Annotated in this window: 14 protein-coding genes; 8 read left to right on the top strand and 6 right to left on the bottom strand. The window is 63.7% G+C overall.

What is annotated here, in order from left to right; genetic code table 11:
- Window positions 1-185: 185 nt before the first annotated feature.
- On the bottom strand, window positions 186-863 hold the full coding sequence (locus Q3C01_RS36970; protein WP_458150216.1) for a hypothetical protein: 678 nt from the start codon (window positions 861-863) through the stop codon (window positions 186-188).
- A gap of 120 nt (window positions 864-983) precedes the next feature.
- Here Q3C01_RS36970 and Q3C01_RS36965 point away from each other — a divergent pair, with 120 nt between their 5' ends.
- Complete coding sequence (locus tag Q3C01_RS36965; RefSeq protein WP_458150215.1) at window positions 984-1601, top strand: TetR/AcrR family transcriptional regulator; 618 nt, start codon at window positions 984-986, stop codon at window positions 1599-1601.
- A 5-nt stretch (window positions 1602-1606) separates the two neighbouring features.
- Here Q3C01_RS36965 and Q3C01_RS36960 read toward each other — a convergent pair whose 3' ends face one another.
- Window positions 1607-2965: a serine protease gene (locus tag Q3C01_RS36960; RefSeq protein WP_458150214.1), complete on the bottom strand. Its 1359-nt coding sequence runs from the start codon at window positions 2963-2965 to the stop codon at window positions 1607-1609.
- A gap of 239 nt (window positions 2966-3204) precedes the next feature.
- Here Q3C01_RS36960 and Q3C01_RS36955 point away from each other — a divergent pair, with 239 nt between their 5' ends.
- Window positions 3205-4008, top strand: coding sequence for a HesA/MoeB/ThiF family protein (locus Q3C01_RS36955; RefSeq protein WP_458150213.1), 804 nt, complete (start codon window positions 3205-3207; stop codon window positions 4006-4008).
- Between the two features lie 10 nt (window positions 4009-4018).
- On the opposite strand, the gene Q3C01_RS36950 is transcribed toward Q3C01_RS36955, so the two are convergent.
- Window positions 4019-5026, bottom strand: a complete 1008-nt coding sequence (locus Q3C01_RS36950) for an aldo/keto reductase (protein WP_458150212.1) — start codon at window positions 5024-5026, stop codon at window positions 4019-4021.
- A 119-nt stretch (window positions 5027-5145) separates the two neighbouring features.
- Between Q3C01_RS36950 and Q3C01_RS36945 the strand changes: the two genes are divergently transcribed.
- Entirely contained in the window at window positions 5146-6057 is a 912-nt protein-coding gene (locus tag Q3C01_RS36945; protein ID WP_458150211.1) for a LysR family transcriptional regulator, read from the top strand.
- Window positions 6058-6060: 3 nt separating this feature from the next.
- On the opposite strand, the gene Q3C01_RS36940 is transcribed toward Q3C01_RS36945, so the two are convergent.
- On the bottom strand, window positions 6061-7062 hold the full coding sequence (locus tag Q3C01_RS36940) for a 2-hydroxyacid dehydrogenase (RefSeq protein ID WP_458150210.1): 1002 nt from the start codon (window positions 7060-7062) through the stop codon (window positions 6061-6063).
- A gap of 328 nt (window positions 7063-7390) precedes the next feature.
- Here Q3C01_RS36940 and Q3C01_RS36935 point away from each other — a divergent pair, with 328 nt between their 5' ends.
- Complete coding sequence (locus tag Q3C01_RS36935) at window positions 7391-7918, top strand: SH3 domain-containing protein (RefSeq protein ID WP_458150209.1); 528 nt, start codon at window positions 7391-7393, stop codon at window positions 7916-7918.
- Between the two features lie 101 nt (window positions 7919-8019).
- On the opposite strand, the gene irrA is transcribed toward Q3C01_RS36935, so the two are convergent.
- Window positions 8020-8511, bottom strand: coding sequence for an iron response transcriptional regulator IrrA (gene irrA / locus Q3C01_RS36930; RefSeq protein ID WP_458150208.1), 492 nt, complete (start codon window positions 8509-8511; stop codon window positions 8020-8022).
- Between the two features lie 352 nt (window positions 8512-8863).
- Here irrA and fabA point away from each other — a divergent pair, with 352 nt between their 5' ends.
- From fabA to fabI, 4 genes are read left to right on the top strand one after another with little or no spacing between them, the layout of a single operon-like run.
- The gene (fabA, locus tag Q3C01_RS36925) at window positions 8864-9385 is read left to right on the top strand and encodes a 3-hydroxyacyl-[acyl-carrier-protein] dehydratase FabA (RefSeq protein WP_458150207.1); all 522 of its coding nucleotides are present in this window, start codon (window positions 8864-8866) and stop codon (window positions 9383-9385) included.
- A 47-nt stretch (window positions 9386-9432) separates the two neighbouring features.
- Window positions 9433-10656, top strand: coding sequence for a beta-ketoacyl-ACP synthase I (fabB, locus tag Q3C01_RS36920; RefSeq protein WP_458150206.1), 1224 nt, complete (start codon window positions 9433-9435; stop codon window positions 10654-10656).
- Window positions 10657-10664: 8 nt separating this feature from the next.
- The gene (locus Q3C01_RS36915) at window positions 10665-11018 is read left to right on the top strand and encodes a hypothetical protein (protein WP_458150205.1); all 354 of its coding nucleotides are present in this window, start codon (window positions 10665-10667) and stop codon (window positions 11016-11018) included.
- Window positions 11015-11815 carry an enoyl-ACP reductase FabI gene (gene fabI / locus Q3C01_RS36910; RefSeq protein WP_458150204.1) on the top strand — a complete coding sequence of 267 codons (801 nt, stop codon included), beginning with the start codon at window positions 11015-11017 and terminating at the stop codon, window positions 11813-11815. The genes Q3C01_RS36915 and fabI overlap by 4 nt, the downstream gene beginning before the upstream one ends.
- Window positions 11816-11931: 116 nt before the next feature.
- On the opposite strand, the gene Q3C01_RS36905 is transcribed toward fabI, so the two are convergent.
- Window positions 11932-12528, bottom strand: coding sequence for a glutathione S-transferase family protein (locus Q3C01_RS36905; RefSeq protein ID WP_458150203.1), 597 nt, complete (start codon window positions 12526-12528; stop codon window positions 11932-11934).
- Window positions 12529-12549 lie beyond the last annotated feature (21 nt).

Raw genomic sequence — 12549 nt, 5'->3', positions numbered from 1 at the left:
TGGTGGAATAGGGGATGCCAGCTAATCCGTAGGACTACTGGATCAGTAGTCGTACGTATGAAGTGCTCATCGCCGGGCACAACGAAGAAAAAGAGCGTAGGCGGCGCGATCGTACGGCGACGGCCTTTGAGTTGTCAGAAGCAGCGCGTGGCTCGAGCCGCGGCATGGTGGTCCGGAGGTGAACGTCACGCTCTCCGCCGTGCCCGCTGCACGATGATCCCTGCCATCGCCCACAGGCCGGCAAAGAAGAAGATCGCACGGAAGATGAACAGCGGTCGGACCAGCTCCGGAGGTAGCACGAAGATGCCGATGCCGACCGGAAGCTGGATCCAGCGGAAGACCATGACGATCAGCTTTTCGATCGCGGCCTCCTCGGGCAGCGCGAAAGAGAGCACGAACAGACCGAAATAGCTGAACATGAACTTGATCTGGCTCTCGACCATCTGGCCGGCGATCTCGCCCTGTCCGATGCTCTGGCCCTGCTCGGCCATTGTGAGCATGGCAAGCAAATGCGCGTTTTCAATCGCGTCGAGCACGCCGGTGATCAGGATCGCCCCGATCGCGAAATTGACGACGGTCGCGACATTGGTCCGGAACGGCTTGTCGGCGACCCAGGCTTTCAGCACCAGCGCGAGTGAGATGAAGAAGGCGGAATAGACGACGATGAATATGAAATCCAGGCCGAGGTCGGTGCGCAAGAATGGCGCGCGTTGCACCAGCAATGTCGCGTAATCTGCTGCCGGGCGGTTGATCTGAAACAACCCTTGCGACCCCTGCGTGGCCAGCGCCAGCGCAAAAAGCATCAAGGCGAGCAGCCCGCCGGCGATTCCCAGCATGACTGTGCTGCGTTCCGTCCTGCTCATTGTCCGTGCCTCCGTAAGCGGCTGCCCCACACGGGGTGCAGAGTTGATCGGTGCCGTCAAATATGAGCAAATGCTCGGTATTTCCAACTCGCATTCCCGGATGCTCTCCGAGAGGTCCCAATGAGCCCGACAGAGCCGAGAAAATCGCCGAAGCAGGACCGCGCCAGGGCGACCGTCACCGCGATTTTGGACGCGACGGCTCGCATTTTGGCCAAGGAGGGGTTCGAGGCGGTCAACACCAACCGCGTCGCAGAGGTGGCGGGCGTCAGCGTCGGATCGCTCTATCAATATTTTCCGAACAAGACCGCGATGGTCGGCGCAGTCGCCGTGCGCCACACCGAATCCATGGCGGCGGTCATTGCGGCCGGGGTGAATGCGGCGCCTCACGATAACTTGCCGCGCCTGGTGAAAGCGTTGATCCGCGCGACCATGCAAGCGCATGCGGAGAATCCGCGCTTGCGCCGCGCGATCATCGAGGAGCTGCCGCGGATCGGACGTCCCGCGCGTATCGCCGAACTCAAGCGCAACATCCTCCAATCAGTCGTGGAGTTGCTGGCCGCGCATCGCGCGGAGCTCGAGGTCAGGGATTTGCCGACGGCTGCGTTCGTGGCCGTGAACACCATCGAACATATCACGCATGTCGCGCAAACGATGGCCTATGGCCCTCGGGACTTCGCGCGGCTCGAACGCGAACTGAACGATTTGACCCTGGCTTACCTGATCGGCCGGCGCGGCTGACTCGGCTACTTCCGCACGCAAATGACTCGCACGACGGCCGCTTTTGCGTCCGTCGAGCTGCCATTGGCGGTGACATCCTTCGCCTTCAGGAAATTGCGCACACCATCGGCGGACACCATCACGGCCTGCGCGGCAGGCGCCGGATTGGCGGGGCCTGCGACGACCGCCGGTTTCAGCAATGCGATGCCGGCGAACTTGCCGTCACCATCGATCGCGGCGCCGCCGGAAAATCCAACCGCCGGCGCCGGCGAGAGCACTGCATCGCCGCCGGTGACGGCCGCTAGCGCAGTCTTGAGGCTCGAGACGGCGGCGCCGCCGCCCTGGTTCTGCGGATCGGCGATGCCGACGATATCGACAGCCGCTTTGGCTGTGTCACTCGCCAAATTCAGCGGCTTCAAGCCGCGCGCGCCGTAGATGTGCAGCAGCGCGAGGTCGTGTTCCTTGTCTTCCGCAAGCCGGTCGGCATTGCCGTAGCCGCCGATGGTGAGGGCGAGGCAACCGTCGGTGACGAGACGGTCGGTGACGATCGCGCCGTCGTCGGTGACGACGATGCCGGTGCCGTATTCGACGGTTTTCCGCGGTGGTGGTCCCGCCTGCGGCATCGAGGGAAACGCGTTGAAGGCGCTCGACATCGCGATCACGACCGGCTCGACGGTGTTTTCCATGGCCTGATCGTAGAGGATCGTCATGATCCGCACCTCGTCACCCCTGAAGGTGCCGCGCACGTAAAACTTCTTCAGGCCCTGCAATCCCGACAGCACGAAGAAGTCGGGCTTCACCACGGTGTAATCGACCTTGCGCCCGGCGGGCTCCTTCTTCTCGACTTCCGCGAGCTTTGCGGGTGTCGGGTTCGCCTCCTTGCGGCGGCTGAGCAGCACCTGCACCGTGCCGGTCGGCGATGTCCATTTCGAGCCGTTGGCATCGCTCGCCTGCTGCGGCACGAGCTTGCCAGGGATGCCGAGCCGCGCGCCGCTGGTCGGCTCCATCACGACTTTCCAGCCGACGCTCTCCTGCCTCTTGCGCGCCGTCTCGGCGAGTGCGGCCCGCTCCTGCGGGTTCAGCACGCCGGTCGGCTTGCCGCCATTCGCCTTCTGGTATTCCTTGATGGCGTTGACCATGCGCTCGCTGACGTCGCCGGTGATCGCGCCGTTATATTGCCCTACCCAGGCGAGGTCAGATTGCAGCGTAAGCCGCTCCGCCTGCGCCATGGTGTCCGCAGTCTCGGACGGAGTTTGCAATGCGGGACGGATCGGGACGGTCTGGACCGTCTTCGGCTTGGCGCCGGGAAGTGGCGGCGTCGTCATCTGCGCGTGCACGCCAGTCGCGGTCATCAACACAAATGTTGCCGCGAGCATCGATCTCATGACAAATCCAACCAGGCCATTGAACGTGGGCTCATTGAAGCACATCTCGTTGGTCGCAAACAATCTCGGGGTGGTTCAGGCCTGCGATAGAGGGCGCGAAGCCACGTTCTCATGTCCTCATCCTGAGGAGCGGCCTCAAGGCCGCGTCTCGAAGGATGGCCCCGGGTGACATGCGGGCCTTCATGGTTCGAGACGCGCGTTCCGCGCTCCTCACCATGAGGGTCAAGAGAGGAACGACGATGCTGAGTCCCGACGAACTCGAACGCTATGCTCGCCATATCGTACTGCGCGATGTCGGCGGACCGGGTCAGGCCGCGCTGAAGCATGCCTCCGTGCTGGTGATCGGCGCCGGCGGTCTCGGCGCGCCGGCCCTGATGTATCTTGCCGCCGCCGGCATCGGCACGCTCGGCGTGGTCGATGACGACGTCGTGTCGCTCTCCAACCTTCAGCGCCAGGTCATCCACACGACGCCCGATATCGGCCGGCACAAGGTCGAGAGCGCCGCGGAGAGGATCGCGGCGCTCAATCCGCATGTGCGCTTCGTCGGTCACGCCACCTGGCTCAATGCCGACAACGCGCTGTCGCTGATCGGCGATTACGACCTCGTGCTCGACGGCTCCGACAATTTCTCCACCCGCTATCTGGTTTCGGACGCCTGCTTCTTCGCGGAAAGACCGCTGATCACGGCAGCGCTCGGCACCTTCGACGGTTCGCTGACGACCATCCGGGCGCACGAGAAGAACGAACAGGGCGCGTTCAATCCAACCTATCGCTGCCTGTTCCCGGAGGCGCCGCCACCCGGCACCGTGCCGGCCTGCTCGGAAGCCGGCGTGATGGGCGCGCTCGCCGGCGTGCTCGGCTCGATGATGGCGTTGGAAGCGATCCGCGAGATCGTCGGCTTTGGCGAGGGCCTGGTCGGCCGTCTGTTGATGCTGGATGCGCGCGCGATGCGCTTCGAGACGCTGCGTTACGTGCGCGATCCGGCCAATCCGCTCAATGGCGATGGACCCGTGTTTGACGATCTGAGCATCCATCGCACCTGATTACGGCCGCTTACGCCGTTGCCGGCTTCTCGCTGTCCAGATGGGCCATCTGCTCTGCGGCATAGCGCGTGCCGGACGCAACGTCGGGTGGGAATGCCTTGGCAAGCGCCGCAAGATGCGCCTGCGTCAACGTCACCTTGGTTGCGCCGAGCGCCTCGGTGAGGCGATTGCGGGTGCGGGCGCCAACCAGCGGCACGATCTCGTTGCCTTGCGCCGCCACCCAGGCAATTGCGAGCTGCGCCGGCGTTGCACCGATATCGGCAGCGATCGCACGCAGCGAGTCGACGAGCGCGAGATTGGCATCGAGATTGGCGCCTTGAAAGCGCGGCGTCATCAACCGGTAGTCCTTGCCGATTTTGCCGCTGTTCTTGGTCCAGTGGCCGCTGATCAGTCCGCGCGACAGCACGCCATAGGCGGTGATGCCGATACCGAGCTCGCGGCAGGTCTTCAAAATGTCGCGCTCGATGCCGCGTGCGATCAGCGAGTACTCGATCTGCAGATCGACGATCGGATGTACGGCGTGCGCGCGGCGAATGGTGTCTGAGCCGACCTCGGACAGGCCGATATGCCTGATGTAGCCGGCCTTCACCAGCTCGGCGATTCCGCCGATCGTCTCCTCGACCGGAACGTTGGGATCGAGCCGCGCCGGGCGATAGATGTCGATGTAATCGGTGCCGAGCCGCTGGAGCGAATAGGCCAGGAAGTTCTTGATCGCGGCGGGGCGGCAATCCATGCCGACGAATTCGCCGGCGGGTCCGCGCAGCGCGCCGAACTTGACGCTGATCTGCACCTTGTCGCGCGGGCGATCCTTCAGCGCCTCTCGGACCAGCATTTCATTGTGGCCCATGGCATAGAAGTCGCCGGTGTCGAGCAGCGTGATGCCGGCGTCGATCGCCGCATGGATCGTGGCGATGCTCTCGCCGCGGTCGGCCGGACCGTAGACCTCCGACATGCCCATGCAGCCAAGACCGATCGCAGAGACGGTAGGGCCGGTTGAACCGAGTTTACGCTGTTGCATGATGGCTCTCCTCGAATGGCGGCAGGCTGATTGTGCCGCGTGATGAGGCCAGATATGCGCTCGCTCCATTGTGCCGATAAGATGGACAATCCAGAATACCTTGTTCAAAATATAGGACAATGTCCGGTCCCGACCTGCGCGATCTCGACGCTTTCGTGGCGGTCGCCCGCACCCGCAATTTCCGGCGTGCGGCGTTGGAAATTCGCGTGTCGGTGTCAAGCCTTAGCCAACGGCTGCGGGACCTGGAGGAGCGTCTCGGCGTCCGCCTGATGAACCGCACCACGCGCAGCGTCGCGCTGACCGAGGCGGGCGAGCTGCTGCTGTCGCGCGTGGCGCCGGCTCTGCGCGACGTCGGCGATGCCCTGGACCAGGTCCGGGGCCTGCGTGAAGTGGCATCAGGCCGCCTGCGCATCAACGCGCCGCCGCCGGCGGTCGATCTCGTGCTCGCCCCGATGGTCGGGCCGTTTCTCCAGGCCTATCCGCAGGTCGATCTCGACATCGTTTCCGAAAGCGGTTTCGTCGACATCGTCAGCGCGGGCTTCGATGCCGGCGTCCGTTACGGCGAGCACCTCGCGCAGGACATGGTGGCAATTTCGCTGAGCGGCCCGCAGAGTTACGTAGTCGTCGCCTCGCCCGACTATGTCGCACGCCGCGGCAGGCCCGGGCATCCGAAGGACCTGCTCGACCATGATTGCATCCGCGCCCGCTACAGCAGCGGCGTCATTCACGATTGGGAGTTCGAGAAGGCTGGCCAGATCGTGAAGGTCGATCCACCAGCAAAGCTGATCTCGACGAACATGACTCTGGCCATGCGCGCCGCGCTCGATGGCGCCGGAATCTGGGCAACCCTCGATGGTTATGTCGGCGAAGCCCTGAAGTTCGGTGCGCTGGTCAGCTTGCTCCAGGATTGGTGCGAGCCATTCCCGGGGCCGTTCCTGTACTATCCGAGCCGGCGACAGATCCCGCCCGCGTTGCGCGCGTTCATCGATTTCGTCGCAAACTGGCGCAAGCGCGAGACGCGGCGCGCATAGATATTACAGCATGCTCGGCAGCACGCGATCCGGCGGCTTGTGGGCGTCGAGGAAGGTGCGGATGTTGATGATCACCTTCTCGCCCATGTCGACGCGGCCTTCGATGGTGGCCGAGCCCATATGCGGCAGCAGCGTCACCTTGCCGGCCTTGGCGAGCCGCACCAATTTTGGGTTGACCGCGGGCTCGTGCTCGTAGACGTCGAGGCCGGCGCCGCCGATCTCGCCGGCTTCGATCAGCTTGATCAGCGTGTCCTCGTCGGTCACCTCACCGCGCGCGGTGTTGACGATGTAGGCCTCTTTGCGGATCAGCTTCAGCCGCCGCGCCGAGAGCAGATGGTAAGTCGCAGGCGTGTGCGGACAGTTCACCGAGATGATGTCCATCCGCGCCAGCATCTGGTCGAGGCTTTCCCAATAGGTCGCGCCCAGCTCCTCGGCGATCTTCGGGGCTACCGGGCGGCGGTTGTGATAGTGGATCTGCAGGCCGAAGGCGCGGGCACGCCGCGCGACCGCCTGGCCGATGCGGCCCATGCCGACGATGCCGAGCCGTTTTCCGCCGATGCGGTGGCCGAGCATCCAGGTCGGCGACCAGCCCGCCCAGGGTTTTCCTTCCGTGAGCACCGAGGCGCCCTCGATCAACCGACGCGGCACCGCGAGGATCAGCGCCATGGTCATGTCGGCGGTGTCCTCAGTCAAAACCTTCGGCGTGTTGGTGACCATGATGCCGCGCGCATGTGCCGCCTCGACGTCGATATTGTCGACGCCGTTGCCGAAATTCGCGATCAAACGAAGCTTGCAGTCTGGCTGGTTGATGATGTCGGCGTTGATATGGTCTGTCACGGTCGGAACCAGCACGTCGGCCGAACGCGCGGCCTCCGCGATCTGCTCCCGCGACATCGGGGTGTCGTCAAGATTGATCCGGGCGTCGAACAGTTCGCGCATGCGCGTCTCGATGGAGTCCGGCAGCTTGCGTGTCACGACGACGAGGGGTTTTTTCTTGACCGACATGTCCTGCTCTCATGAGGCTTCGCTGGCTGCCTCTGTGGTCAAAGGCCTACCGTTCAGACCTCATTAACCCGGTTGTTCGACACTGGCCTTGCCGCATCGTCCCCGGCGTTTCCTTCAAGCTCTCCCGACGTTTCCCGCCGGAAAATCGGGCCAAACTGGTTTGTTAGGCGCTCGTCCTCTCTAGCAGATGGCCGGGCCAAGACAAGAACCACGGCAGCGGAAGGAAAGACCCCGCGTGGGGCGGGGAGAGGGACATGCGGCATGGAGTTGGAAGTGATTTGCGGAATTCGGCTCGCTTGGCCGGGGTTCCGGCAGGAGACGGGTCGTGATGGCGTTGGGGCGTTTTTGGTCGTTTGTGGCGCTCGTCTTGGGTTGGCTGGGCGCATCGGTCAGCCCCGGACATTCGGCCAAGGATGCGGTTCAGACCGCGAGCGGCCTTCCCGTGCCGCGCTATGTCAGCCTCAAATCCGACCATGTGAATGTCCGCGCCGGCCCGACCAAGGACAACGACGTGGCCTGGGTCTACACCCGCGCCGGCCTGCCGGTCGAAATCACCGCTGAGTTCGAGAACTGGCGCCGGGTGCGCGATTCCGAAGGCGCCGAGGGCTGGGTCTATCATTCATTGCTGTCGGGGCGCCGCACTGCCGTCGTCACCATGAAGCACAAGGACGATCTCGCGCCGATCTATGATCGCGCCGACGCCGAGAGCGCGGTCGCCGCAAAGCTCCAGGTCGGCGTCGTCGCCCAGGTCAAGAAATGCACCACGGGCTGGTGCCACGTCACGGGTAACGGTTTTGACGGCTGGATCCAGCAGGAGCGGCTCTGGGGCGTCTACGCCGATGAGCTGGTGAACTGACGCGAAGCGTCATCGCGGGGGCGATGCTCTCACCGCCCAGGAATGACAACGGCCGCGACGAAGCCCGGCCATGACGATCTCAGATCAAACTCGGGAAAATCTCAGCGCTTCTTGCGCAGGCGCACGACCATGTCGATGCGCGCGATCTCGTAGCCCTCGGGCACGTCGGGCAGCTTCGACAGCGCCAGATGCGGGTCGGGAATGTCGACCAGCTCATGGCTGTTCTCGAGATAATAGTGGTGATGCGTGGTGACGTTGGTGTCGAAATAGGTCTTGGTGCCGTCGACGCTGACCTGGCGCAGCAGACCGGCATCGGTGAGCTGATTCAGCGTGTTGTAGACGGTCGCCAGCGACACCGGAACCTTGGCGAGCGTCGCTTCCTCGTAGAGCATTTCGGCGGTCAGGTGCCGGGCACCCTTGCCGAACAGGAGCCAGCCAAGCGCCATGCGCTGGCGCGTCGGGCGAAGCCCTGCAGCCTGGAGCATTTCGTTGACGTCGTGCCACGGGCAGCCGGTCAAGGCCGGCTGGCGTCCGGAGTGGAGGGACGCGGAATGGGCGGTTTCGTCGTGGTGGTTCGGGGCGTTATCGCTCATTTCCGATTTCAGGGCACGCGAGGAAAAACACTATTGTTCTGCAATATATGGACGGATAGATGCAGATGCAAGTTTCTCGCAACTAGAGCGGTTCTAAGTCGGTGTGGAACCGGGACGGGATGCGATCATTTTACCCTGTAAAGGGCGCTTTGACGCCGGGAGACCCTATGATAGAGAGCGCGCGGCCCCGCTTAGCCAATTTTGGCGCAGCCGGGCTTCACCAGGCTTGGTCCGCGGTCCGTCCGGACGCGCGGTATTCGCGCCTGACAACGGCGAATGGCGCTCCTTCCGTCGAGAAACGGGGCCATGCTCGCCAAAACTACCCCATCGGGATTTGAACAGAGGCTCCGGGATGCTGAACAGGCGCAACGGTTACGAATACGAGGATTTGCTGGCTTGTGCCCGCGGCGAGATGTTCGGCCCGGGCAACGCCCAATTGCCGCTGCCGCCGATGCTGATGTTCGACCGTATCACGGAAATTTCCGACAACGGCGGCGAATTCGGCAAGGGACTGGTGCGCGCCGAGCTCGACGTCAAGCCGGACCTCTGGTTCTTCGGCTGCCATTTCAAGAGTGACCCGGTGATGCCGGGCTGCCTTGGCCTCGACGCGCTCTGGCAGATGGTCGGATTCTACCTCGGCTGGATCGGCGGTGAGGGGCGCGGCCGTGCACTTGGATTGAGCGAATTGAAGTTCGGCGGCCAGGTGCTGCCCGAGGCCCGCAAGGTTGTGTACAACGTCGACATCAAGCGCGTGATGCGCTCAAAGCTGGTTCTGGGCATTGCCGACGGGTGGCTTTCGGTCGACGACACGATTATCTATCGCGCCAAGGATCTGAAGGTAGGCCTGTTCAAGCAGGGCACGAGCCTAGGCTGAAGCAAAGCACATCACTTGAGGAAGACAACGATTAAGGCGAGGCGGTCATGAGACGGGTTGTGGTCACCGGGATGGGCATTGTCTCGTCCATCGGAAACAACACCCAGGAAGTGCTTGCGAGCCTTCACGAGGCGAAGTCAGGCATCTCGCGGGCAGAGAAATATGCCGAGCTCGGCTTCCGCTCGCAGGTGCAGGGTGAGCCGACGCTCGATCCCGCGACGGTGATCGATCGCCGCGCGATGCGCTTCCTCGGTCAGGGCGCGGCGTGGAATCACATCGCGATGGAGCAGGCGATCCAGGATTCCGGTCTCGGGCCTGACGAAGTCTCCAACATCCGCACCGGCATCATCATGGGCTCGGGCGGGCCGTCGGCCCGTACCATCGTCGAATCCGCCGACGTTACCCGTTCCAAGGGGCCGAAGCGCGTCGGGCCGTTCGCGGTGCCGAAGGCGATGTCATCGACGGCGTCTGCGACGCTTGCGACCTGGTTCAAGATCAAGGGCGTGAACTACTCGATCTCGTCGGCCTGCGCGACGTCGAACCATTGCGTCGGCAATGCCTATGAGACGATCCAGATCGGCAAGCAGGACATCATCTTCGCCGGCGGTTGCGAGGAATTGGACTGGTCGCTGTCGGTGCTGTTTGACGCCATGGGCGCGATGTCCTCGAAATACAACGATACGCCCGCCACCGCCTCGCGTCCCTATGACGTCAATCGCGACGGCTTCGTCATCGCAGGCGGCGCCGGCGTGCTGGTGCTGGAAGAGCTCGAACACGCCAAGGCGCGCGGCGCGCGCATCTATGGCGAAATCGTCGGCTATGGCGCGACGTCGGATGGTTACGACATGGTCGCGCCGTCGGGCGAGGGCGCCGAGCGCTGCATGCGCATGGCAATGTCGACCGTGAAGACCAAGGTCGATTACATCAACCCGCACGCCACCTCGACGCCGGCGGGCGACCCGCCGGAGATCGAGGCGATCCGAAAGGTGTTCGGCGTCGGCGAGAAGTGTCCGCCGATCTCCGCCACCAAGGCACTCACCGGCCATTCGCTGGGCGCGACCGGCGTGCAGGAAGCGATTTACTCGCTGCTGATGATGAACAACGGCTTCATCTGCGAGAGCGCCCACATCCAGGAACTCGACCCGGTGTTTGCCGACATGCCGATCGTGCGCAAGCGCATCGACAACGCCAAGATAGGCACGGTGCTGTCGAACTCGTTCGGCTTCGGCGGCACCAACGCCACGCTGGTGTTCAGCCGGCTGGATGCTTGAGTCGTCCCTTGCTGACCTCGGCGGCTGGGCCAGACGAGATCAACTGGCACGACGGGGTTCTCGTTGACTTTCGACTGTCAGGGTTTGCGGCGGACCAACAAGAGTTCGCCCTCGTCGTCGACCTTTACCCGGACGATGACAAATCTGGCCAACGCCGCCGCTTTCACTGCATTGGGACGAACGTGACTCGTTTTGTCGCGAACGGCGACGTCGGGCGGCTTCTGAAGGGGCGATCCAGCGGGAACATCGATCTGTTACGCATGGAGTTCACCGCGGACACGGAAATTCTGGTGGTCTGCCTCTTCGGCGGAACGATTGAAGTTGAGGCTAACTCTTTTCGGCTGATGGAAGCTCCCACATGACATTGTTGATGAAAGGCAAGCGCGGTCTGATCATGGGCATCGCCAATGATCACTCGATCGCCTGGGGCATGGCCAAGACGCTGCATGCCCACGGCGCCGAACTCGCCTTCACCTTCCAGGGCGATGCCCTCGGCAAACGTGTCAAGCCGCTAGCCGAATCGCTCGGCGTCGAGTTGGTGCTGCCTTGCGACGTCGAGGACATCGCCAGCGTCGACGCTACATTCGCAGTCTTGCGCGAAAAATGGGGCCAGCTCGACTTCGTCATCCACGCGATCGGCTTTGCCGACAAGAACGAGCTGAAGGGCCGCTACGCCGACACCAGCCGAGAGAATTTCTCGCGCACCATGGTGATCTCCTGCTTCTCGTTCACGGAGGTCGCAAAACGAGCTGCCGAGCTGATGACGGAGGGCGGCAGCATGATCACGCTGACCTTCGGCGCCTCGGAGCGATCGATGCCGAACTACAACGTGATGGGCGTTGCCAAGGCGGCGCTGGAAGCCTCGGTGCGCTATCTCGCTTCCGATTTCGGACCGCGCGGCATTCGCGTCAACGCGATCTCCGCCGGCCCTATCCGCACGCTCGCCGGCTCCGGCATCGGCGAGGCGCGCGCGATGTTTGCGTTCATGCAAAAGCACTCGCCGCTCCGCCGCGGCGTCACGCTCGACGAGCTCGGCGGCTCGGCGCTGTATCTGCTGTCGGATCTCTCCGGCGGCGTCACCGGCGAGATCCACTACGTCGATTCCGGCTACAACATCGTCCTGATGCCGAAGCCGGACGATCTGAAGGCCCCGGAGTAGAACTCCGTAGGGTGGGCAAAGGAGCGCAAGCGACGTGCCCACCAAGCCAAATGTTGCGCTGATAGATAAGGGTGGGCACGCTTCGCTTTGCCCACCCTACGGACCGCGTCCGCCGCTCACCCCGCCGCGATCTTCTCGGCGCGCTGAAAGGCCGGTCGCGCCACGCAGCGGGCGATATAGGCGTCAAAACTGGGCCGCGGCGGCACCAGCTTGAACATCCGCACGGCAAAGTTCAGCCCCGAGCCGATCACGATGTCGGCGGCCGTGAACTCGTCGCCAAGGATCCATGGTCCCTTGGCCAGTGCGGCGTCGAGGACGTCGAACACCTGCGTCGCACTGCCCCACGCCGCCGTGGAGGTGGGCACTTCGAGCTTGGTGAAGATCTGGATCAGCCCGGGCTCGATGCAGGCCGGCCCGAAGAACAGCCATTGCAGATATCGCGCGCGTCGCGGATCGGTCGGCACGGGCGCGAGCTTCGTCTCCGGGTAGCGGTCGGCGACATAGGCGCAGATCGCCGCCGCCTCGCCGAGCGCGGCGTCGCCGTCGACCAGGGCCGGCACCTTGCCCATCGGATTGATCTTCAAGTACTCCGGCGCCTTCTGCGCGCCCGTCGAGATGTCGGTCAGCACACGCTCATAGGGGAGGCCGGTTTCTTCCATCAGCCAGAGCGCGGAGAACGAGCGCGAGCGGGGCGACCAGTAGAGCTTGATCATAGGACCTCACCTTTCATCGGG

This window comes from Bradyrhizobium sp. UFLA05-109 (genome assembly GCF_054185165.1).
Note: the sequence above shows the minus strand (reverse complement) of the source record. Positions and strands in the feature narration are given on the sequence as shown.